General features: G+C 68.8%; 20 protein-coding genes. 12 read left to right on the forward strand and 8 right to left on the reverse strand.

Features of this window, described 5'->3' with window-relative positions:
• Position 1: 1 nt before the first annotated feature.
• On the reverse strand, positions 2–583 hold the full coding sequence (locus tag KLK06_RS38505) for a TetR/AcrR family transcriptional regulator (protein WP_214640579.1): 582 nt from the start codon (positions 581–583) through the stop codon (positions 2–4).
• A gap of 142 nt (positions 584–725) precedes the next feature.
• Between KLK06_RS38505 and KLK06_RS38510 the strand changes: the two genes are divergently transcribed.
• The 3 genes from KLK06_RS38510 to KLK06_RS38520 all read left to right on the forward strand — a co-directional run bounded on the left by KLK06_RS38510 (position 726) and on the right by KLK06_RS38520 (position 5,403).
• Positions 726–1,670: an SDR family NAD(P)-dependent oxidoreductase gene (locus KLK06_RS38510; RefSeq protein WP_214640580.1), complete on the forward strand. Its 945-nt coding sequence runs from the start codon at positions 726–728 to the stop codon at positions 1,668–1,670.
• 225 nt (positions 1,671–1,895) lie between these two features.
• On the forward strand, positions 1,896–3,962 hold the full coding sequence (locus KLK06_RS38515; protein WP_214640581.1) for a prolyl oligopeptidase family serine peptidase: 2,067 nt from the start codon (positions 1,896–1,898) through the stop codon (positions 3,960–3,962).
• Positions 3,963–4,083: 121 nt separating this feature from the next.
• Positions 4,084–5,403, forward strand: coding sequence for a glycoside hydrolase family 44 protein (locus tag KLK06_RS38520; protein ID WP_214640582.1), 1,320 nt, complete (start codon positions 4,084–4,086; stop codon positions 5,401–5,403).
• Here KLK06_RS38520 and KLK06_RS61875 read toward each other — a convergent pair.
• Entirely contained in the window at positions 5,379–6,656 is a 1,278-nt protein-coding gene (locus tag KLK06_RS61875) for a S9 family peptidase (RefSeq protein ID WP_214640583.1), read from the reverse strand. The two genes, KLK06_RS38520 and KLK06_RS61875, sit on opposite strands and share 25 nt — an antisense overlap.
• Before the next feature lie 240 nt (positions 6,657–6,896).
• Here KLK06_RS61875 and KLK06_RS38530 point away from each other — a divergent pair, with 240 nt between their 5' ends.
• Positions 6,897–7,466: a helix-turn-helix transcriptional regulator gene (locus KLK06_RS38530; protein WP_214640584.1), complete on the forward strand. Its 570-nt coding sequence runs from the start codon at positions 6,897–6,899 to the stop codon at positions 7,464–7,466.
• A gap of 15 nt (positions 7,467–7,481) precedes the next feature.
• Here the strand turns inward: KLK06_RS38530 and KLK06_RS38535 are convergent, their stop codons facing one another.
• From KLK06_RS38535 to KLK06_RS38545, 3 genes are read right to left on the reverse strand one after another with little or no spacing between them, the layout of a single operon-like run.
• Positions 7,482–8,390 carry a CDP-alcohol phosphatidyltransferase family protein gene (locus KLK06_RS38535; RefSeq protein WP_214640585.1) on the reverse strand — a complete coding sequence of 303 codons (909 nt, stop codon included), beginning with the start codon at positions 8,388–8,390 and terminating at the stop codon, positions 7,482–7,484.
• A complete protein-coding gene (locus KLK06_RS38540; protein ID WP_214640586.1) occupies positions 8,387–9,574 on the reverse strand; it encodes a CU044_5270 family protein in 1,188 nt (395 codons plus the stop codon). The genes KLK06_RS38535 and KLK06_RS38540 overlap by 4 nt, the downstream gene beginning before the upstream one ends.
• A complete protein-coding gene (locus tag KLK06_RS38545) occupies positions 9,567–10,139 on the reverse strand; it encodes an RNA polymerase sigma factor (RefSeq protein ID WP_308168645.1) in 573 nt (190 codons plus the stop codon). The genes KLK06_RS38540 and KLK06_RS38545 overlap by 8 nt, the downstream gene beginning before the upstream one ends.
• A gap of 250 nt (positions 10,140–10,389) precedes the next feature.
• Between KLK06_RS38545 and KLK06_RS38550 the strand changes: the two genes are divergently transcribed.
• Positions 10,390–11,031 (forward strand): TetR/AcrR family transcriptional regulator, encoded by a 642-nt coding sequence (locus KLK06_RS38550; protein ID WP_214640588.1) that lies wholly within the window; start codon positions 10,390–10,392, stop codon positions 11,029–11,031.
• A gap of 126 nt (positions 11,032–11,157) precedes the next feature.
• On the opposite strand, the gene KLK06_RS38555 is transcribed toward KLK06_RS38550, so the two are convergent.
• Positions 11,158–11,829: an NAD(P)-dependent oxidoreductase gene (locus KLK06_RS38555; RefSeq protein WP_214640589.1), complete on the reverse strand. Its 672-nt coding sequence runs from the start codon at positions 11,827–11,829 to the stop codon at positions 11,158–11,160.
• 93 nt (positions 11,830–11,922) lie between these two features.
• Between KLK06_RS38555 and KLK06_RS38560 the strand changes: the two genes are divergently transcribed.
• The 5 genes from KLK06_RS38560 to KLK06_RS38575 all read left to right on the forward strand — a co-directional run bounded on the left by KLK06_RS38560 (position 11,923) and on the right by KLK06_RS38575 (position 17,428).
• The gene (locus tag KLK06_RS38560) at positions 11,923–12,303 is read left to right on the forward strand and encodes a helix-turn-helix domain-containing protein (RefSeq protein WP_214640590.1); all 381 of its coding nucleotides are present in this window, start codon (positions 11,923–11,925) and stop codon (positions 12,301–12,303) included.
• Positions 12,304–12,708: 405 nt separating this feature from the next.
• Positions 12,709–13,101, forward strand: a complete 393-nt coding sequence (locus KLK06_RS38565) for a hypothetical protein (RefSeq protein WP_214640591.1) — start codon at positions 12,709–12,711, stop codon at positions 13,099–13,101.
• Position 13,102: 1 nt separating this feature from the next.
• Positions 13,103–15,556, forward strand: a complete 2,454-nt coding sequence (locus KLK06_RS60445; RefSeq protein ID WP_250906661.1) for a DUF4132 domain-containing protein — start codon at positions 13,103–13,105, stop codon at positions 15,554–15,556.
• 79 nt (positions 15,557–15,635) lie between these two features.
• On the forward strand, positions 15,636–16,775 hold the full coding sequence (locus KLK06_RS60450; RefSeq protein ID WP_308168647.1) for a histidine kinase: 1,140 nt from the start codon (positions 15,636–15,638) through the stop codon (positions 16,773–16,775).
• Positions 16,772–17,428, forward strand: coding sequence for a response regulator transcription factor (locus KLK06_RS38575; RefSeq protein WP_214640593.1), 657 nt, complete (start codon positions 16,772–16,774; stop codon positions 17,426–17,428). The genes KLK06_RS60450 and KLK06_RS38575 overlap by 4 nt, the downstream gene beginning before the upstream one ends.
• Here KLK06_RS38575 and KLK06_RS38580 read toward each other — a convergent pair.
• Positions 17,418–18,026 (reverse strand): DUF2306 domain-containing protein, encoded by a 609-nt coding sequence (locus KLK06_RS38580; protein WP_308168649.1) that lies wholly within the window; start codon positions 18,024–18,026, stop codon positions 17,418–17,420. The two genes, KLK06_RS38575 and KLK06_RS38580, sit on opposite strands and share 11 nt — an antisense overlap.
• Positions 18,027–18,863: 837 nt before the next feature.
• On the opposite strand from KLK06_RS38580, the gene KLK06_RS38585 reads away from it, so the two are divergent.
• Positions 18,864–19,466, forward strand: coding sequence for a winged helix-turn-helix domain-containing protein (locus KLK06_RS38585; RefSeq protein ID WP_214640595.1), 603 nt, complete (start codon positions 18,864–18,866; stop codon positions 19,464–19,466).
• 530 nt (positions 19,467–19,996) lie between these two features.
• Positions 19,997–21,052, forward strand: coding sequence for a hypothetical protein (locus KLK06_RS38590; RefSeq protein WP_214640596.1), 1,056 nt, complete (start codon positions 19,997–19,999; stop codon positions 21,050–21,052).
• On the opposite strand, the gene KLK06_RS61880 is transcribed toward KLK06_RS38590, so the two are convergent.
• Positions 21,049–21,183 carry a hypothetical protein gene (locus KLK06_RS61880; protein WP_284735246.1) on the reverse strand — a complete coding sequence of 45 codons (135 nt, stop codon included), beginning with the start codon at positions 21,181–21,183 and terminating at the stop codon, positions 21,049–21,051. The two genes, KLK06_RS38590 and KLK06_RS61880, sit on opposite strands and share 4 nt — an antisense overlap.
• Positions 21,184–21,214 lie beyond the last annotated feature (31 nt).

The following is a 21,214-nucleotide window of genomic DNA, read 5'->3' on the forward strand; positions in this document are numbered from 1 at the left end:
GTCAGGGCTGGGCGTCGCCGCGGTAGCGCAGGCCGTCCATCAGCAGGTTGAGCATGCGGCCCGTCCTGTCCCGCTGCCCGTGCTCGGCGGCGACCAGCGCCACGCCGCCCAGGCTCGACAGCACGTCCTCCGGCTCGACGTCCGCCCGCGTGGCCCCCGTGGCGGCCCCGGCCGCCAGCAGCGACCCGATGGCGCCGACCAGCCGGTCGCGGCTCTCCGCGAACGGATTGCCGCCGGAGGCGATGACCGCGCGCAGCGCGTCGGCCATGCCGCGCTTGGTCGTCATGTAGTCGACGAAGCGGTCCATCCAGGCGCGTGTGGCCTGGTCGGGCGGCATGGTGCGCAGGAGGTTGGCCGCGGCCTCGCACAACCTGGTGAGCTCGTTGCGGTACGCGGCCTCGACGAGCGCCTCGCGGGTGGGGAAATGCCGGTAAAGCGTACCGATGCCGACGCCCGCGTCCTTGGCGATCGCGTCGAGCGTCACCTCGGGGCCGTCTTGGGAGAAGGCGCGTACGGCGGCGTCGAGCAGCCGATCGCGGTTGCGGCGCGCGTCGGCGCGCAGCGGTCGGGACCCGGCCTGCACGGCGTCTCCTGTCGAGTTCGGGGGGCGAGACTTGCTAAACGGAGGAAGCTCCGAATAAAGTGAAGCTTAGTGGAGGCTCCTCCGCTTCACATCGTACCGTCCGGAGCTCTCCCACCGCATCCCTGACAAGAACTGGGACATCATGACTGAGAACACCCGCATCACCACCCCGTTCACCGCCCGATCCACCGCGGCCGAGGTGCTGGCCGGCGTCGATCTCACCGGCCGGCGGGCCATCGTCACCGGCGGGGCGTCCGGCATCGGCGTCGAGACCGCCCGCGCGCTCGCCGGGGCGGGCGCGGAGGTGACCCTCGCCGTCCGCAACCTCGACGCGGGCACGGCGACCGCCGAGGACATCATCGCGACCACCGGCAACAAGCAGATCCACGTCGCCCCGCTGGACCTGGCCGACCGGAGTACGGTCACGTCGTTCGTGGCCGCCTGGGAAGGCCCCCTGCACATCCTGGTCAACAACGCCGGCGTGATGGCCTGCCCCGAGGCGCACACGCCCGACGGCTGGGAGCTCCAGTTCGCCACGAACCATCTCGGCCACTTCGCCCTGGCCACCGGCCTGCACGCCGCCCTCGCGGCGGCCGGCGGCGCCCGCGTGGTCTCGGTCAGCTCCACCGCGCACCTCCGTTCGCCGGTCGTCTTCGAGGACATCAACTTCCGGGACCGCGCCTATGAGCCGTGGTCGGCGTACGGGCAGTCCAAGACGGCGAACGTGCTGTTCGCGGTGGAGGCGGCGCGGCGCTGGGCGGACGACGGGATCACGGTCAACGCGCTGATGCCGGGCGGCATCCGCACCAACCTGCAGCGTCACGTCAGCCAGGAGGAACTCGACCGGCTGCGCGCCGCCGCCGCCTCCTCCGGCGAGGACTTCACGTGGAAGACGACCGAGCAGGGGGCGGCCACGTCGGTGCTCGCCGCCGCGTCGCCGCTGCTCGACGGCGTCACCGGCCGCTACTTCGAAGACTGCAACGAGGCCCTCCCGAGCGACAAGCCCATGAGCCGCCACGGCGTCGCCGCCTACGCGCTCGACCCGGCGTCAGCCGCGCGTCTGTGGGAGCTGTCCGTCAAAGTCTGAAATTACGGCCGGCATGGGGCACCCCCACCCGCCGTCCATGGCCAGGGACTGTCCAGGGGAACGGTCCTCCGGTGGGCGGGGTCGGGCGCCGTTACGTGCGCCTGCTTGGCCGGTTCCCGCCTGTTAAGATATCTATTGGATCAGTCGATCCCAGCCGCCGGTGAGTCTCCCCGCGTGCTTCACTCTTCCCCATCGTTTCTGGTAATCCGCTGCAGAGTTCCCTTTATGGACACCAAAGGATTTCCAGGTCAATTCGCCCGTACCCAGCGGTTCTCGCTCGGGGTGCCCCGCGCCTTCACCCTGTCGCCCGATGGGCGTCGGGTGGTCTTTCTCCGGACTCGTGGGGGTGCGGAGCGGGAGAGCTGTTTGTGGGTCGCCGATGAGATGGGCGAGCGGCTGGTCGTAGCGCCGGAGTCGACCGGGTCCGTGCCGGAGGCGGAGCGGGTTCGGCGGGAGCGGGCTCGGGAGCGGGCGACCGGTGTGGTGGCCTATGCGGCCGATGCCGCGGTACATACCGTCGCCTTCGCCGTCGACGGGCGGCTGTGGGCGGTGCGCATCGACGGCGGTGAAGCACGGCCCGTCCCCACCGCCGGGCCGGTGGTCGATCCCCGGCCCGACCCCACCGGGAGCCGGGTCGCCTACGTGAGCGGCGGCGCGCTGCAGGTCGTCGAGCTGGCCGACGGGCATGACCGGCGGCTTGCCGTACCCGATGACCCGGAGATCGTCTGGGGGCTGGCCGAGCATGTGGCGGCGGAGTCCATGAACCGGACGCGCGGCCACTGGTGGTCGCCCGACGGCACCCGGCTGCTGGCCGCCAGGGTCGACAACCGGCTCGTGGAGCGCTGGTGGATCGCCGATCCCGCCAACCCGTCCCGGCCGCCGCGCGAGATCGCCTACCCGGCGGCCGGGACGGCCAACGCCGAGGTCACGCTGCATGTCTTCGACCTCGACGGCGGCTCCGTGGAGCTGCGGTGGGACCGGGCCGCGTACGAGTACGTGACCGCCGTCAGCTGGGACGCGCACGGTCCGCTGATCAGCGTGCAGAGCCGGGACCAGCGCACGCTGCGCGTGCTGGCCGCCGATCCGGACACCGGTGGGACGGAGCTCCTGCACGAGCAGCGCGATCCCGCCTGGGTACAGCTCGTCGCGGGCACGCCCGCGCGAACCGCGTCCGGCGCGCTGGTGCACACCGGCGACCTGAACGGCACCCGGCGGCTGCTCGTGGACGGCCGTCCGGTCACCCCCGAAGGGCTGCAGATCCGCTCGATCACGGACGTCTCCGGCGAATCCCTGCTCTTCACCGCGAGTGACGAGCCCACCGAGCAGCACCTGTGGACATACGACCCCGAACGCGGTCCCGTACGGCTGAGCGACGGGCCCGGACTGCACACCGGCCTGCGGGCGGGCGGCACGCTGCTGATCGCCTCGCACACCGAGGCCGGGCACTCGTTCCGCGTGGTCCGCGACGGACGGCCCGACACGGAGATCGCCTCGCTCCAGGCGGAGCCGCTGCTCGTCCCGCGTGTCACGTGGCTGCGCGCGGGCGAGCGGGAGATCCGTACCGCGTTGCTGCTGCCGTCCTGGCACCGGCCGGGCTCCGGTCCGCTGCCGGTACTGATGGCCCCGTACGCGGGACCGGCGATGCAGCTCGTGACCCGGGCTCGGCACTGGTGGCTGGCCGAGGCGCAGTGGTTCGCCGAGCACGGGTTCGCGGTGGTGACGGCGGACGGCCGCGGCACCCCGGGACGCGGCCCCGCCTGGGAGAAGACGGTCCTTGGAGACACGCTCACCGCGCCGCTGGAAGACCAGGTCGTGGCGCTGCGGGCAGCCGCCGGCCACTGCCCCGACCTCGACCTGGGCCGGGTGGGCATCCGCGGCTGGAGCTACGGCGGCACGCTCGCGGCGGCCGCGGTGCTGCGCATGCCGGAGGTGTTCCATGCCGCGATCTCCGGGGCGGCGCCGAGCGACCAGCGGCTGTACGACACCCACTGGCGGGAGCGGTTCCTTGGCCACCCGGACGAGCAGCCGGAGAACTACGAGCGCTCCTCACCCATCGGCGACGCGGCCCGGCTGCGCCGCCCGTTGCTGCTGGTGCACGGCCTGGCGGACGACAACGTGGTGGCCGCCCACACCCTGCGGATGTCAGCCGCGCTGCTGGCGGCGGGCCGGCCGCACCAGGTGCTGCCGCTGTCGGGGAGCACGCACATGCCGACCGCCGAGGCGGCTGTGGAGGGGCTGCTGCGACACCAGTTGGAGTTCCTGCGTACGGCGTTGAACGTCGCTTCCGGCTGACCCCGCGCGGGTGCGGGGATCGGCCTTGGCCGGTCCAACAGCGGCCTGACAGCGCGATAGCAGCGGACTGCCAGCGTGCGGCGCCATCGTGGGCGGACAAACTCCTCCGAAGGGACAGCTCATGACCTCGAAAGACGGCATCCGGTTGGGCGTGGTCCGCGGCATCCAGTACGGTCTGGTCGCCAAGCCCGACACGTTCGCCCCCCAGGCCCGCGACCTGGGCGCCGGGCTGCTGCGGATGTTCTTCTACTGGTCTCAGCTCGAACCCGAGCCGGGCCAATACGACTGGACGTCGGTGGACGCGGTCCTGGACCAGGTCGACGACGGCACCGAGCTGTGGTTCACCCTCAGCGCGGCCTCGATGTGGGGCTCGACCAGGCCGACCGACCTGCTCCCCGGATCACCGCCTGCCGACCCGGCGGCGTACGAGGCGATGCTGCGGGCCCTGGTCACGCACTGCGCGGGCCGCGTGCGCTACTGGCAGTGCGAGAACGAACCGTGCATCCCCCTGTTCTGGGGCGGCACCGCCACCGAGTACCTCGACCTGCTGACCCTCTTCCATCGGGCGATCAAGGCCGCCGACCCGCGGGCCGGCGTCGTGCTCGGCGGCTGCCCGCCCGGCGTCTTCCCCGCCCCCGAGAACCCCGACGGCGAGCGGGGCTTCTTCCTGCGGCTCATGGCCGAGGGCGCCTATGACGTGTTCGACATCCACCTGTACGGCGACCCGTACCGGATTCCGGCCACCATCGACGACATCCGCGCCGTGATGCGCTCGCACGGGCACGAGAAGCCCATCCTGGCGGGCGAGTACAACGGCCCGCTCCTCCTCGACTACCCGGAGGCGCTGGAACAGCTGGCCGACGTCATGAGCTCCGGCGCCATGACCCCGTGGCACACGCTCACGATCGAGGACTTCAGGAAGGGCAGGCTGTCCGCCGCACCCGCCCGGGAGGCCATACTGCGGCTGTACGCGCGGATGAGCGAGCTGCCGCCGACCCTGCAGATGTTCATGACGGGCTGCCCGCCGGAGCTGGAGGACGAGCGGCACCGGATCAACGCGCGCGACCTCGTGGTGCGCAACCTCCTGGCGCTGTCCTGCGGCCTCCGGCGTACGGTCTGCTGGCAGCTCGGCCCGGACACCCCGGAGCCCGTCGACCATCTCGAGCTGCTGCAGTTGATGTTCTCGAAGTTCGCGCTGCTGGCCTACGACGGCGAGAGGCTCGGCGTCCGTCACCCGTGCGCGGACGCCTTCGCCGAGCTGGCCGCGCGCCTCGACGGCGCCGAGAGCGTCCACCGGGTCGAACTGCCCGACCGCCCGGACACCTACCTGTTCGAGGTGATCCGCCCGGGTCATCCGCCGCGCCACGCGACCTGGGTACGCGGTGCCGAACAGGCCATCGAGTGGACGTTCGCTCCTCAAGGAAGCAGCAGCCCCCAGTAAAGGGCCCATGGGACGAACACCGCCCCACCGGCGAGCAGGAGACCGATCCGTACCCGCTCCCCTCCCGGCACGGACGCGCGGAGCCGGCGCCAGGCCAGCGCCGTGCGGATGGTGGCGACCACGCAGGCCACCGCGAGGAGCTGCAACGCCACCCAGATCACCGGGTGACCCGCCACCATGGGCCCGGGAGCGGACAGCTTGCCACCGGTCATGACCACGTAGAACAGGTATCCGAACGCCCCGAGCACCACCCCGAACCCACCCGCGCTCACCAGCCGGGCGGCCCTGGACACCGGCGCCAGGGAAGCGCGGCGAAGTCGCCGTACCAGCGCGACCACCGGATACGCCCCGAACGCGACCAGGAGCACCAGCAACGCCACCACCTGCATCCCCGCCGCCTCCCACCAGGCCGGAGGATCCATCGGCACGGTGAGCGACGCCTGCACGGGGGCCGGTCCGTTCGTCTGAGCCGTAGGCAGCTTGCCGTCCGTCACGTCCTTCACCCAGGACCCGACCAGATCGGCGTAGCCGGGGGCGAGCGTCTTCAGCCGGGTGACGCCACCGTCAGGGGTCTGGTGGGCGGCGTGGTCGGCGCCCGGGAAGAACTGGAAGGTGTAGTGCCGATTCCCGCCCGCTTCGAGCGCCTTGGCGAACACCGGAGGGCTCTCCTTGGGCGGGGTCAGCAGGTCGTTCCCGCCCCAGATGCCGAGAACGGGCTGGCGTACCGCGGCGATGGTCGGCGCGGGATCGTAGTAGGGCTCGGGGAACATCCCGCCGTCGGCGATCGCCGTGTACAGCTTGGGCTCGGCCCGTTCGACGAGCGACCCCGACACCCCCGCCTTACGCAGTCCGGCGGCCACGGCCCAGGTCTGCTGCCGCAACGGCGCCAGCCCGTTGGCCCCCACGAGCACGATGAACGCGACCTCCTTCGAGCGGGCCGCCGCGATCGGCACCACCCAGCCGCCCTCGCTGAGCCCCCAGAGGCCGACCTTCGCCGGATCTATCCCGGGCTGCGTCCGCAGCGTGCCCACGGCACCGAGGGCGTCATCGGCCAGTTGCGAGTAGGACCGGTTGAAGAGCGAGTACCCCTCGGATCGTTTGTCGTAGATCAGCACGGACAGCCCCCTGCGGGCGAACTCCACCGCCTCACCGAGTAACTGCGTGCGAGGCGTTCCGGTGCCCGCGCCGTGCACCAGAACGATCCCCGGCCGTCCGGGCTTCGCCCCGGGCTGAGCGAGGACCGTGCCATGCATGGCCAGCCCCCCACTACCCCGAAAGCTCACCTCGGTCGCCCTCAGATCAGCCGGCACGACGAGTGGTTCAGGGGCTGCGGCGGCCGCGGCTGCGGCGACCGGTGTCACGAGCAGGCACAGGGCAAGAGCCACTGCCGCTCGGGCAAGAATCTGTCTCATATGCCGAACCTACTCTGCAGAGATGTCTCGGCAAAGACTTGTCTGCAGATATCGTTCTGCAGGAGGACTAGGCTGCTCCTCATGAAGGATGACGAGGCGTTCCTGCTCGACGACCCGGAGAGGCTCAAGGCCCTCGCCCACCCCATGCGACGGCTCATGCTGCGCCACCTCAACGTGCACGGCCCCGCCACCTCGACAACCCTCGGCGAGCTGCTGGGCGCCAAGACCGGCACGACCAGCTACCACCTGCGCCAGCTCGAGAAGTACGGCTTCATCGAGGAGATCCCCGAACGCTCGACCGGCCGGGAACGCTGGTGGCGCCGCGCCGACGTCCCCAGAGACATGCGCCTCCCCACCCCGGACCAGCTCGCCCCCGAGGACCGCCCCGTACTCGCCGAATTCCACCGCATCGGCATGGACGAGGACCGCGAACTGTTCGAACGCTTCCCCGCCGCCTACAGCCGCGACCCCGACTGGGCCAAGGGATCACGCGGCATGGGCCGCATGACCAAGGAGGAGTTCGCCCAGTTCTATGAGGAGTACATCGCCCTGCTGCTGAGATACAGCCACCGCGCCGAGGACGCGCCCCCAGGCGCCCGCCCCCTGTACATCCGTCTGTTCGCCCTCCCCGCCGACGAGGATTTCGCTTGAGGCCCCGCGCAGCCGCTAACCCTGTGGCTGAGCCACCGGAGGCCGCTTGGGGGTCGAGCGAATCTTCGCCAGCGCCCGGGTGAGGTCCCGGGAGGACAGATAGAGCTTGAACATGATCGCGGCCTCGAAGACCAGCAGGAGGGCCGCCGTACCGACGGTCACCGGCACGATCCACCCGGTGAGCGGGCCGACGATGAACACCGCCATCTGGAACTCGATGCCGCTGATCAGATGAGCTCGGACGCGGTGGTCGCGCAGCCAGTCGCGAATGCGGATGTACCAGGCGAAGTGCGCACGGAAGTTCTGCTGCAAGTCCACCGAGTCGGCGGAGCGGATCTCGCCTGATTCGAGACCCGCGTCTTCCAGGGCCGGCCTTTCCAACGAGACGGCCGGGACGCCGGTGACCTCCTCGATCGCCTCGTCCAGTTTGCGGCGCATCTGGCGGCGTACCTTCGCGACCTGGAGCGCGTCAACGTAGCGGAGCATGTCGAGGAAGACGACGAGAATGGCGAGGACGAGGTAGAACTCCTCACCGGTGCTCTCGAAGCGCCCCCACATGAGCGCGAGGGCGCAGGTGAGCACCCGAATGCGGTCGAAGACGTAGTCGAGCCAGCCGCCCAGCACGGTGCCGGTGCCCTTGAGCCGGGCGATCTTGCCGTCCACGCAGTCCAGCACGAAGCTCAGGTGATAAAGGACGGCGCCGGCGACCAGCCACGCCCAACCGTCGGCCATCAGGAAGCAGCCCGCCGAGCCGAACCCGAGTAAGAAGGCGCCCCAGGTGATCTGGTTCGGCGTGATGGAGGTACGGTTCGCCAGACCGACCACCAGCCGACCGGCGAGCGGATCGACCAGGAACACCGTCCACCAGGCGTCCCGCGCCTTGTAGGTCAGCGTGCGCACGTCGTCCAAGGTGAATGTTGTCACTGTGCAGGCCCTTCGTCCGTCCATCCGATTCGCTGATATGCGATGAAAGAGCCAATTTCGACGTCCCGCCCGTCAGCCACCCGGCTGACGGTCCTCGTCTCCGTGGCCAGCGGCAGCCCGCTCTCCGCGTCGATGACGAGCCGCTCGTCGCTGAGCCGGTCGTCCCTCATCACCTGGTAGCTCAGGGCCTGGCCGGCCCGGCCGAGCGGGTCGGTGACCGCGCCCTCCGGCTTCATGCCGGGCATCGAGGCCAGGATCTGGTACGCCGAGGAGCGCACCTCGGGCGAGACCGGCAGCCCGGTGATGATCTCCAGGCAGCTCTCGCGCAGCTCGGCCTCCATCTTGCGCCCGACATATGCGCCGTTCTCCCGGGCGATGTGGGTCACGAGGAAGGCGCGTAGCGCCGTGGGGTCGCTCGGGATCGTACTCAGGGCCTGCCAGCTGACCAGCTGCTTGGTCAGGATGCCGTCCGCGTTCCGCCATCCGACGCGATGCGGTCCACCCTGCGGCGGACCGGGCGCCGACTCCACCAGCGCCTCCGGGGAGACGCGCCCCAAACCGGTCACGTCCGCCGGGTACTGCCAGTGACCCGGCGACCCGGCGGTTCGCCACGCGGCCTCGTCCTGGGGTGTCGCCGGTCGCGCGCCGAGGTACCGGCCGGTCCAACGATCTCGCTGACCGTCCTTCCTGGTGAGCCACGTCTCACGAGCGGACTGGCGCTTGATGACGTACTGGCGGTCGGGAGAGAGGATCAGCTGCCCGGTCACGACGCGGGTGCGCCAGTAGGCGCCGTCGGACGGCGCCGTGGCCATCGCGACCGCCGCGGCGAGCAGGATCTGCCTGGCGGTCGGCGGGGCGGAGGCGGACACGGCGGGATCAGGCGAGAGGTCGATCAGCGAGTTCGAGGGCACGGCCACGGCGAGCGCCAGCGCGGCCGCCGACGCCGCCCCGATCAACCCGTTGCGGACCGGCGCCCACCACGGCGACCGCCCCCTTCGCGAAGCGGCTCGAACCGGTACGCGTTGAGGGGCTTCCGGTGCGCGTTGAGGGGCTTGAGGTGGCGCGGCCAGCGCCGCCAGCAGCCTGGCCCGGCCGGAGTCGACGACCTCGGATGAAGGACCGGGCATCGAGAGGAGATCGCGTACGGCGGCCAGCTCCTCCGGGCGATCGTTCAGCTCATCCATCGAACCCTCCGATCATCGGATTGACGCCGCCCAGGGCTCTGCGAAGCTTCTTACGCACCCGGTTGAGCCGGGAGCCGACAGTCCCGAACGGAATGTCGAGCGTCTGCGCGACCTCCTCATAGGTGAGGTCGGCGAGCGCGACGAGGAGGAGCACGTCGCGATCGCCGGTGGAGAGACGTCCAAGCGCTGTCGCGAGCCGCCCCTGTGCGTTCGCGGCGGCCACTCTCGCCGTCACCCTGTCCTCGTGCCCGTCATCCGCCACTTCGCCGGCAGGTGCCCGCTGAAAAGCCTCCAGCCTGCGCGTTTCGCTCCTTCGATGCTGAGCGAGCAGGTTGGTGGCGATCCCGTACAGCCAAGGCCGTACGGCCCCGCGGGCGGAGTCGAACGTCTGCCGTTTCCTGAACGCCACCAGGAACGTCTCGGCGGCCAGATCATCCGCGATCTGCATGCCGAGCCGTCCGGAGACGTACCGATGTATCTCGTCGAAGTAGCGGTCGTAGAGCACGCCGAACGCTTCCGGGTGGTGCCATGACCGCTCGATGAGCGCGGCGTCATCGTCTGTCACTGGCACGTCCGGGGGAGCGGCCATTCGCATGGTGTCCCTTCTGTGGGGTACACCTCTATTCCGCCGAAGCCCCGACTCCTCTTCACACTTCTTTCAAAATCAGCACGAAGTTTCCCGAAATATCCCCGATTGTCCCCTTAAATGCCCGCATGGCGGGCGCCCGCTTCGCAGCTCGGACAGAAGCTACTTTTACCCGCGCTTGCCGATCGAGGAGTAGGCCGGGCGACATCGCGGTCCTATGGTCGCGTCCATGGCCTCTCCAGAAGACAACGAGCGGGAGTTGATCCTGCAGGTGGCGACCAGGCTGTTCGCCGCGCTCGGCCACGACGGAGTCTCCATCGGTCAAATCGGTGAGGCCGCCGGGCTGAACACGGCCACCATCACCCCGCATTTCCCCACCAAACGCCACCTCTACCTGGCGGTCATGGAACGCGCCCAAGAGGCTCTCACATCCGTCATCGACAACAGAGCCGGCGACCTGAAAGCCGCCTCACCCGAGGAGAGGCCGGCCGCACTCCACCGGTTCATCGACGGTTACATCGACCTGTGCGTCGAGCATCCCGAGGTTCCCGCGCTATGGATGCACCGATGGCTCTCCGATGCCAGCGACATCGAAGAGCTGGAGTCACTCAGCGCTCAGCCGCTGGCCCAGTACTCCATCGACACCATCGCCGCCCTGGCGGAGCCCGCACACGCCGACGCGCTGTTCACCACATACACGATGGTCTGGTGCATCCAGGGGTTCTCAGTGAGCGGGGTCCTCGACACGACAGGACAGCGCCGCCGCCCCAGCGACCCCGACGCACTGCGGCGATTCCGCGCTCACATGCACCAACTCCTCGAGCGCCTTCTCAACCTCACCCCCTCCGCCGAACCCCCGTCCGACAACTGATCGGGCCGAGCAGGCGCCTGCGCGGATGCGGCCCCTCCTTGACCCACGCGCGAACGGTCTTCTCATCAACGCCGAGAATCTTCGATGCGATCGTCGCTCGCACTGGCTCGGCGAGCGGTAGCAGGCTCAGTTGAAGATGGAGACGCGGGTGCGGTGGTGCCGTGGCGTGTCGATTTCGTCGATCACCGCCACCGCAAGGTCCGCATAGGACAGATGCGCCGATGTCGACTGCGGCACGGTCTCCCCTCCGATCCGGTAGCGGCCGGTCCTGGGACCTCCCTGTTCCAGCAGCGCAGGCGGGGTCAGCATGAGCCAGTCGATCGCCGCGTCCTCCGCCGCCCGCAGCCTGTCCAGCCCAGCCGTGTGCGCAACGGCGAACGGCCGGATCTCGGCCGGGAAGGCCGCCGGATCGTCCATCACCAGAAGCCCGCGAGCGTCCTTGAGATTCGCGAACAGGCCGACCAGAACGAGCCTGGGCACGCGCACTTCCGCCAGACCATGAAGCAGAGCATCGGCCGCCTTGACGTAGAACTCAGGGTCGAGATCGGCGAACCCCTGCTCCGGGCCGGAGAACGGGCTCACCGCGTGAACCACGGCATCATGACCGGACACGATCGACGCGATCGCCTGTACGTCGGTGACATCGCCCCGCACCAGGCGGACGCCATCCTCCTCGATGTCCCGGTATTTGCGTGGATCCCGAACCACGGCCGTGACCTCGTGTCCGCGCTCCCGCGCCTCAGCCGTAACCGCTCGCCCTGCCCGGCCGCCCGCCCCAAATATGACAATGCTCCTCATGTGGCTCCAATCTGGCCCCGTACGTCATCACCAGAAAGGACGGTATCCACGAGATACCGATTACCGCAAAGGTACTGGGATAGCCTCTTGCGCATGACCGAGCCCTTGGACCCGCAGATGTTCGATCCGGTGTGCCCCTCCAGCGCCATGCCGATCCAGATCGGCGACAAGTGGACCGCCATGGTCGTGCTCTGTCTCGAAGGCGGCCGACGGCGGTTCAACGAGCTCCGGGAGCCACTGCGCGGCATCACACCGAAAGTGCTGACCCAGACCCTGCGGGCGATGCAGCGCGACGGTTTGGTCACACGCACTGCGTACGACGAGAACCCGCCCCGGGTCGAGTACGAACTGACTCCCTTGGGGCGCAGCCTGCTGACGCTGATCGCGGCCGCACGCGCCTGGAGCAAGGACCATCTCCCCGCGCTACTCGAAGCCCGCAACGCACACGAGTCTTCATCGAGCTCATCGCGCTGAGATACCCGGCACCCTTGGCCAGGTCGGCCCGTACATCGTCAGCACTGAAGCTTGGCGAGCCAAGACGCGGATACTCCGCTTCGTTCCGCCGTCGGCGCATCCGGTCAAAAGGGCGCAGGCTCTGACCCAGCGGAGGATCGAGCTACTGGCGATCTCTAACCTCTCGCCAGCTCTCCTGCTCGCTCATAACATCCGAGATCCGGCTCAATGTCATCCAGCATGTGCAGGATGAGCTGTGCCCCGCATACTCAATCCTTCACACCAAAGGAGCACGAGGAACAGCTTCTCTGACATCACCGAACGCCGCGTGACAAGCACCCTCGCCCTCCAAAGCAATGCGTTTCTGTCGCACCTCGCTGCTATAGCTGTCACCATCACCGACATTCCACAGCAACGGGACATCTAATGGCTTCAGTCATTTTTCGCGACGAGACCGCAACGGGTAAAGCGCTCGAGGAGTTCACGCTGCCCGATCTGCCCGAGCGGATCTCCGCTCGTGAGCTGATACGGCTACGCGTGCGAGAGGAGGTGGCCAAGTACAACGCGGCCCCGTCGCACCACTTCCGCGGTCTGGTCAGACCCGACGACGCCGAGATCGAACTGAACGGCTACCGGATGCGCACCGCCCGCCGCATCGATTGGGAGAGGCAGGCCGACATCGCCGAGAAGTCGTTCGCCCGCAACGGTTTCATCCTGCTGGCCGGCGACCGGCAGATCGACGACCTCGGTGAGGAGATCGACCTGACCGCCGACCCGGTGGTGTCCTTCATCAAGCTCATCCCCCTGGTCGGAGGCTGACATGGGCATCGTCGACGAGCTCCCCGCCGAGCACCGCGCCTGGCTGGACGGCCTGGATCAAGCCGCCTTCGATGTCTTCGCGCAACTGGACGCGGTTTACGAGTACCGCTACGTAAGTCCGCAGCCCACGCTGGCCGAAACTCCCATGGGGAAACTGGCCCAGGAATGGGGCGACGCCGAATGGCGGGCCATGGGAATGTGGGCACAACTACGCATGCACATCCTCTGGCAGAGCCAGAACGGACCCGGATACTGCTGGATCCTGATGACCGTCCCGCCGGGGGTCGCCCGCCGCAGACTCAACTGGACTCCGGCGGAGATCGACCTGCTGTGGCGGACGGCCGTCACTCCTCCAGGCAACGGGCAGCAGCGCGAGGAACTGTTCAAGGTCCCGGTCGCCGCCCTAAAGCGGCTGTCCCCCGCCGAGCGTGAGCCATTTCTGGAGCACCTCCGCCAGGCACATGCCTATCTGAGCAAGCACGAATGGATGGCGAAATGGTCCGCCAAGCGCTTCCTCGACAATGTGCTGATCGAGCATTCGGCCGACGACTCCGTCACTGCGGCGAAGAGCCTGCTCACCACGTACGACGAATTCGCCGTGCTGCTGCGTGAGGAGTACGCCGAACGACTCGGCGCCGCGGACGTGCTCCCCCTGCTGCGGCACTGGACCACCGCCACCTCTGCCAGGCCGAGCGCCACCTGGCTCAAGCGGGCCGCCGCCCTGCTGACGCCGGCGGCCACCACCCTGGTCAGGGAGATACTCGGCCGTATCCGGGCCCACCGCGAGCGCGTCATCCGACACCGACGCGACGATTACGCGTGGACCGAGGTCGTCTACCTGCACGAACGCACCGCCGTACCACTAAGAGGCATGGTGTGGACCTGCGAACTGATCGATGAGCCGTGGGTGACGGCGCTGCTGGGCGACACCGCGGTGGCGACCGGAACCGGCATCGGCGGTTCCGGTGCCAACGCCCGCAGCGAGCTGCTCGCCAACGCCGCCGTCGGCGTACTGTCGCGGCGCGGCGGCCTGGAGGTGGTCGCCCAGCTCGCCCGAGTGCAGGCCAAGGTACGCAAGAAGAGCATCCTCGCGGGCGTGACACGCACCCTTGAGACGGTGGCCGTACAGACCGGGCTCTCCCCTGAGCAGTTGCTGGAGCGGACCGTGCCCACGTTCGGCATGGGTCCGGACGGCACCCGCACCCAGCACGGTCTCCGGCTGGCGGTGGACGGCACGCTCGGCTTCGTCGACGCCTCCGGCAAGATCCGCAAGACGATCCCCAAGGCGGTCCGCGACGAGCACCGCGAGCTACTGGCCGAGCTCAAGGCCACGGCCAAGGAACTGAAGAAGGCGCTGCCGGCCGAGCGGTTCAGGATCGAGCGGGCCCTGGGCACCGAGCGGATCTGGCGCTGGCGCGACGTCTGCGAGTTCTACCTCGACCACCCGATCACCGGCCAGTACGGCAGAGCCCTGATATGGGAGATCCTCCAGGGCCCCGCCGGGCTCCCGGTCAGGACCACCGGCGGCTGGGAACTGCGTGACCTCACCGAGCGGCGCATCCAGCCCACCCCGGACACCCCGGTCAAGCTCTGGCACCCCATCCTCGCCACCGCTGAAGGGGTACGCGCCTGGCGCGACCACATCATGGAGGCCGGTCTGCGTCAGCCGTTCAAGCAGGCCTTCCGTGAGGTCTACCTGCTTACTCCCGCCGAGGAGGAGACCCGCGACTATTCGCGGCGCTTCGCCGGGCACGTGCTGCGGTACGGCCAAGCCAAGGCGCTGCTCACCGAGCGCGGATGGACCGGCATGTCGCTCGGGCACTGGGACTGGGAGTGCGGCTCGAACCAAGCCGAAGCGACCAAGGACTTCCCAGGCCTTACCGCCTCCTGGGGTTTCCACCTGGACTGGGAGGCGGCGCAGCGAGACCACTACGGCACCGCGTCGTTCTGCGTCAGCGACGACATCCGTTTCACCGACGGCCAAGGCGGGGCGGTGTCCCTCGCCGACGTACCACCGCTGATCCTGTCGGAGGCGCTGCGCGACGCCGATCTCGCCGCCGCCGTCACCTCCACCGGCCTCGATCCGGAAGGACATGGCGAATACTGGCAGTCCTACGGCTTCGGAGAACTGCCCGAGACCGCCCGTGTCCGCCGCGACGCCCTGGCCCGGCTGCTGCCCAGGCTGGCCATCTCCGACCGGGCCGAGCTCGCCGACCGTTTCCTGCGTGTCCGCGGCGACCTGCGAACCTACAGAATCCATCTCGGCTCGGGCAACATCCTCATGGAGCCCAACGACGCCTACCTGTGCATCGTCCCGCGAGGCGCAGCCGACCAGGTCTTCCTTCCCTTCGAGGAGGACGGTGGCATGCTGTCGGTCATCTTGTCCAAGGCGTTCCTGCTGGCCGCCGACACCCGCATCACCGACGAGTCCATCACCCGGCAGATCCGTCCCTGACCGGACCGGCGTCTCGCGGCATGTGCTTCTCGTACTTCGGGCTGATCCGGAGCCGCACCGGCTCTCGTACCATGAGTTCGTGCACCCCCTCATCCGCTCGGTGTGGGACGAGCCCCGTCCCCCCAACCCGCCGCCGCGGGTGTGGCGGGACTGGGCACTCGTCGGGGTGCTGGTGCCGCTCGCGCTGCTCGAAGGAGTGCTGCGGCCGGATCTTCCGTGGCGGGCCATCTCGGTGATCGTCACGGCCGGGCTGGTGCCCACGTTGTTGTGGCGCCGGAGCAGACCGCTGCTGATGGTCGCGATCGCCTTCGGCACCCTGGCCCTGGCTCCCTTACTGACGGGCGGCCATTCTCCAGAGACCTACACCATGGTCTATCTGCTGTTCCTGGCCTACTCGTTGTTCCGGTGGGGGTCCGGACGCGAGGCTGTGATCGGCTTGGCGATCATCCTCGTCAAGGCCGGCTTTTCGGTGGCCTCCGACTACCCCGGCCTCGCCGATGCCATCGGCGCATTCGCCGTGGTGTTCCTGGTCGTCGTCCTGGGCCTGGCGTTCCGGTATCGGGCCAAGGCGCGGATCCGCGAGCTCGATCAGGTCAAGCTGCGCGAACGCGAGCAGTTGGCCCGCGACCTGCACGACACCGTCGCGCATCACGTCTCGGCGATGGCGATCCGCGCCCAGGCGGGCCTGGCCACAGCGGCGTCGCGACCGGACGCCGCCACCGACGCGCTGCGGGTGATCGAGGCCGAGGCCGCGCATGCCCTCACCGAGATGAGCGCCATGGTCCGCATCCTGCGCCATGACCAACCAGCGGACCTCGCGCCCGGCCGCCGCATCGCCGACCTCCGGCAACTCGCCGGCCAAGACCGCACCGGCCCGGCCGTCAGCCTGGAGATCTCGGGCGACCTCGATGACCTCTCCCCGTCGGTCGAGGCCGCGATCTACCGCCTCGCGCAAGAGTCGGTCACCAACGCCCGACGACATGCGCGTCACGCCACCCGCGTCGAGATCCGCGTCACCGCCGACGACACCTCGGTCCACCTACGCGTGAGCGACGACGGTGACGGCAGCCTCAAACGGCCGGCCAGGTCGCAGGGGTATGGGCTCATCGGCATGATCGAACGCGCCGACCTGCTCGGCGGCACCTGCGTAGCCGGCCCCGACCCCGATCGAGGCTGGACCGTGACCGCCACACTGCCCCGCACCGGATCGGCCACATGAGCATCCGAGTGATCGTCGCCGACGACCAGGAGATCGTCCGCACCGGGCTCACGATGATCCTCGACGCCCAGCCGGACATCGAGGTCATCGGAGAGGCCGCCGACGGGCGGCGAGCCGTCGAGCTCGCGCGGCGCCTACGCCCCGACGTGTGTCTGTTCGACATTCGCATGCCCGGCCTCGACGGCATCGAAGCCACCCGCTCCCTCGCCGGACCGACCGTCGACGACCCCCTCGCCGTCGTCGTCATCACCACGTTCGACCTCGACGAGTACGTCTACGCCGCCTTGAGAGCCGGCGCCCGAGGCTTTCTGCTCAAGAACGCCGGCGCCGACCTGCTCTCCCAGGCCGTCCACGCCGCCGCCAACGGCGACGCGCTCATCGCCCCGAGCATCACCGCCCGCCTGCTCGGGACCTTCGCCCGCACCGGGCCCGCCGCACCGCCGGTGCAACCCATCGAGGCGCTGACGGACCGAGAAGAACAGATCCTGGCCACCGTGGCACGTGGCCGAACCAACAGCGAGATCGCCGACGAGCTGCACATCTCTCTCAGCACCGTCAAGTCCCACCTCACCAGCCTGATGGCCAAGCTCGGGGCCCGTAACCGCGTCGAGATCGCCATGTGGGCGTACGAGACCAACCGCGTCAAGAGCTGAGCCTGGGCGGCCGCCTACGGATGAGCCATTCGGCCACGGCGAGGTTGATCATCCACGCGGCGGCCATGAGTAGCGCCCTGGGGAACTCACCAGGTTTGCCGACGAGCAGAATCCACGGCAGTTGGGTCAACGCCTGCGTGCCCGCCCCCAACCCGATCGCATAGCCGCGCATCATCCAAGCCCGATGCCGGGCGATGTCCCGCCGCCGGACCGCCGCCAGGCCGAGGACAATCGACAGGAACATAGCCGTACCGAACACCAGCCGAATCCCGGCGAGCAGCTCCCCATCCCCCTCCGGCCGGGGATAGAACATCGTCATCCACAGACCCGACAGCGCCGCGACAAGCCCACAGAAGACCAGCAGCCGCCCGGCGACGCGATGCCAGCCCAGCCTCCGGCGACGAAACCCGGAGGCGAACTGGAAGGCCCCCAGAAAGCTGTACACACTTACGCAAATGATGTGCAGCACCACGGGCAGCGGCGTCGCGAAGAACCGCGCGTTGTCCGGAGTGATCGCCGCGCCGCCGGTCAGCTCGGTCAGTCGAACGGCACCGGCGATCACGGGAATGGCGCTGAGCGCGATCAGGGCGGCAGGCACGCGCCACCCTCCCCTCCTGGAGGAGGCAGCGGCGAGGGGCGCCGCTCCGCTTCGGTCCTCCATCAGGGTGCCGCCTCGCGACGGCTGCGGGAGTGGGGGGCGTTCCGTCGTACTCTCGTCGGTCATGACCTGAGTGTGCTGGCTGAGGCGATGCCGGCTCATCGAGAGAAAGGCCGGTTCTGACCTGGCCGATCGTCCGGCAATCGGGCGTACTTTCGGCCAGGTCTGCTGCCGTGAACACACGCCGGGGTGGGGGGGGGGGGCGCGCCGCCCCCCCCCAACCACCCCGCGCCCGACGGGGGGCACCCCCGTCGGTAATGGACACGATCGAAGCAGTCTGGAACCTCTTGTGGCCCTTCCCATCGGACTTGACCACCGCCGTGTACTTCTTGGTGGTCCAGCCGAGGCTGTACTTGATGTTCAGTTTGCGCTTGTTGTGGCACCGGTTGTGCCAGTACACCGTCACTGAGAAGTTGCCGTCTCCCCACGACCAGGAGAAGCAGCCGCTCACACCGCGGTGGACGTCCGCCGCCGCCGGAGCGGCGCCAAGGCCCACGCCGAGACCGGTGGCGACGACGGATGCGGTGGCGACGACCGCGATTCGGGTGCGCAGGCTCGCCATACGCGAGTGATGACCGACGCGCAGGGCCGGGAGCTGTTCCCGCTCAAGCGCCCGGTGTTTCTGGATATCCAGGTAGGCGCGCCCGGACCTGCGGGTTCGTTGTCACGGAGCCCACCCACCACCGCCCTTGCGGGAACCCCGGACTCTGCCACAATGAGCGATGGATCCACTGCGTTCAGTGGACGATTCGATACTCACGAAGATATATTCGGAACATGCGAAGTGTTCTGCCCGCGCTTCCCATCTTCCGTACCGAGACCCAAGCAAGACTCCTAGCAGCCCTATACCTTCGCCCCGACCATAGCTGGACACTGGCAGCCCTCGCCCGCGAGCTGGGCATCGGAGCGTCGACCCTGCACCCGGAAGTCCGCCGCCTGGAAGAAGCCGGGCTCTTGACCGCTACGACAATCGGCCGATCACGAGTGCTGAGCATCGATCAGAGTCACCCCGTCGCGAGACCATTGACGGAAATCCTGAACTACCTCTACGGCCCACACGTCATCATCGCTGAAGAATTCACCTCCATCCCGAAGACCGAACTGTTGCTCATCTTCGGTTCCTGGGCGGCCCGCCACCATGGGCAGACAGGGCCTCCGCCACATGACATCGACGTACTGGTGGTCGGTGATGCGGATCGAGCCGAGGTCTACGCCGCAGCGGACCGAGCCCAAGAGCGCGTCGGCATGCCGATCAACCCGGTCCTGGCGTCCACCAGGCGCTGGGAGGAGGCATCCGACGCGTTGATCCGTCAAATCAAGGCGAGTCCCACCATTGACCTCACCCCGCCCAGGGCAGATCGAGAGAAGCATGATCAATGATGCGGTGGACGCGCGGCGAAGCAGATATCGAGCGCATGCTCACACAAAGGAACTTCAGCGCATCCAAGGTGACGCCGCCGACGGGGCGGGGTGGTTGGAAAAGACCAAGCTTTGACCGCCGCCGAATCCATCATCGATGCGGCCTACAGGATGATCGACCATTTGGGCCTCTTCTGAACATCCGAAACGACTCGATCTCGCTGATCAAACTCGACGGTGATCCTGCCCCACTTGTATGCGACTGGCGACGTCAGGCCCATCGGGCGTCTTCGCAACCTGACTTCCCCGTGGCGTTCCGCCAAGCCGGACAGACGGAAGAGCCACGCTCGTCCCGCCAGCCCGCAGTACCCGTTCGGAACCGCCGCTCGACCGGATGGAAGACACCCATCACACTCGGGGAGCGCACTCCAACACGGAACACGGTTACGAGGCCCGCGCCTCGTGGTGGCGGGCTGACGAGGAGGAGCAGCATGCCAAGCCGCCACATTCATCTCGTCGGAAGCCATCCGGCGGCCGATACGCGCCAGGCCATGACGATCGTGGCAGGCGTGGCGGGGCCGTATCTCAGGACCCTGGCGGACGGGGAGGTCGGCGCCCGACACCGCTGGATCACGCACATCATCGACGGCCTCCGCGAGCATCCGGACGTCGAGCTGCGGACGGACGGAGACTGGTCCGGCTACGACAACCGCCCGGTCTTCAAGGTGCGGCGCGGCCACCGGCTCGCCCCCAACTCCCTGAACCTCGGCCACGCGGCCGCCGCCGGGGAAAGCTACGAGGTGTTCAAGGAGATCCGCCAGGAACACCGTCTGGACGGTGTGTCGTTCCAGGTCGGAATCCCCGGTGACCTGGACCTCGCACTCTTCGCCTTCGGATCGGCGAGATCGTTCAGCCGCCGCAGACCTTTCCGGGACGCGCTCGCCCGGGAGATCGAGGAGATCGCCGGGTGGGGCGGCCAGGACGTGCTGTTCCAGCTTGAGGTGCCCGTCGAGCTGGTCATGGTGGCCCGCGCCCCCAAGTCACTGCGGACGGCGGCCGCGCGCTTGCTGGTCCACGGCATGGTCAAGCAGGTCGCCGCCGCGCCACCGGGCACTCGCTTCGGTGTCCACCTGTGCGTCGGCGACCTCAACAACAAGGCGCTGAAGCGATTAAGCACCGTCGCCCCTGTGGTGTCCATGGTCAACCGCGCTGCTGCGGGCCTGGCCGCAAGGGCGTTCGCTGGAGTACGTCCACGTTCCGCTGGCGGCGGGCGACCAGCCGCCACCGCTGGAACCGGACTTCTACCGAGATCTGGCATCCCTGGCCGCGTTACCCCGGGACGCCAGGTTCGCCGCCGGCCTGGTCCACGAGGCTCAAGAACCGGGCGACCAGCGGAAGATCCTCCGCACCGTGGAGAGTGTCCTCTCTCGTACGGTGGACGTATCCCCCGCCTGTGGCCTCGGCAGGCGTTCGCCGCAGGACGCCCGGCGTGCCCTGGAAAGAGCGGTCGCCCTGGCCGAATCATGATTGCGGGCCTCAGCGTAGTACGCAGGATCGGCCTTGATCCGCGGGTGACGTCGGCTTCCCGACCGGGCCGGTCAGGCTAGATCGGCTTGAGCGCCCAGAAGTGGGCGGCGACCTTGCCCTTGCCGGTGCGGCAGGGGGAGCCGGCCGGGGCGGCGCAGGAGGACATGGGGCAGTCGTGGGCCTCCACGCGGACGAAGTCGTCGTCGTGCACTCCGAGATCGTTTCATGGGTGCGTTTCACCC

The organism is Nonomuraea sp. NEAU-A123 (assembly GCF_018603905.1).
GTDB lineage: Bacteria > Actinomycetota > Actinomycetes > Streptosporangiales > Streptosporangiaceae > Nonomuraea.

Coding starts and splice junctions, on each gene's coding strand:
- KLK06_RS38550 (WP_214640588.1), top strand. CDS start 10,390: ATGGCCTCTCCAGAAGACAACGAGCGGGAGTTGATCCTGCAGGTGGCG.
- KLK06_RS38520 (WP_214640582.1), top strand. CDS start 4,084: ATGACCTCGAAAGACGGCATCCGGTTGGGCGTGGTCCGCGGCATCCAG.
- KLK06_RS38590 (WP_214640596.1), top strand. CDS start 19,997: ATGACGATCGTGGCAGGCGTGGCGGGGCCGTATCTCAGGACCCTGGCG.
- KLK06_RS38555 (WP_214640589.1), bottom strand. CDS start 11,829: ATGAGGAGCATTGTCATATTTGGGGCGGGCGGCCGGGCAGGGCGAGCG.
- KLK06_RS38540 (WP_214640586.1), bottom strand. CDS start 9,574: ATGGATGAGCTGAACGATCGCCCGGAGGAGCTGGCCGCCGTACGCGAT.
- KLK06_RS38565 (WP_214640591.1), top strand. CDS start 12,709: ATGGCTTCAGTCATTTTTCGCGACGAGACCGCAACGGGTAAAGCGCTC.
- KLK06_RS38515 (WP_214640581.1), top strand. CDS start 1,896: ATGGACACCAAAGGATTTCCAGGTCAATTCGCCCGTACCCAGCGGTTC.
- KLK06_RS38575 (WP_214640593.1), top strand. CDS start 16,772: ATGAGCATCCGAGTGATCGTCGCCGACGACCAGGAGATCGTCCGCACC.
- KLK06_RS38560 (WP_214640590.1), top strand. CDS start 11,923: ATGACCGAGCCCTTGGACCCGCAGATGTTCGATCCGGTGTGCCCCTCC.
- KLK06_RS38510 (WP_214640580.1), top strand. CDS start 726: ATGACTGAGAACACCCGCATCACCACCCCGTTCACCGCCCGATCCACC.
- KLK06_RS38585 (WP_214640595.1), top strand. CDS start 18,864: ATGCGAAGTGTTCTGCCCGCGCTTCCCATCTTCCGTACCGAGACCCAA.
- KLK06_RS61875 (WP_214640583.1), bottom strand. CDS start 6,656: ATGCATGGCACGGTCCTCGCTCAGCCCGGGGCGAAGCCCGGACGGCCG.
- KLK06_RS38530 (WP_214640584.1), top strand. CDS start 6,897: ATGAAGGATGACGAGGCGTTCCTGCTCGACGACCCGGAGAGGCTCAAG.
- KLK06_RS60445 (WP_250906661.1), top strand. CDS start 13,103: ATGGGCATCGTCGACGAGCTCCCCGCCGAGCACCGCGCCTGGCTGGAC.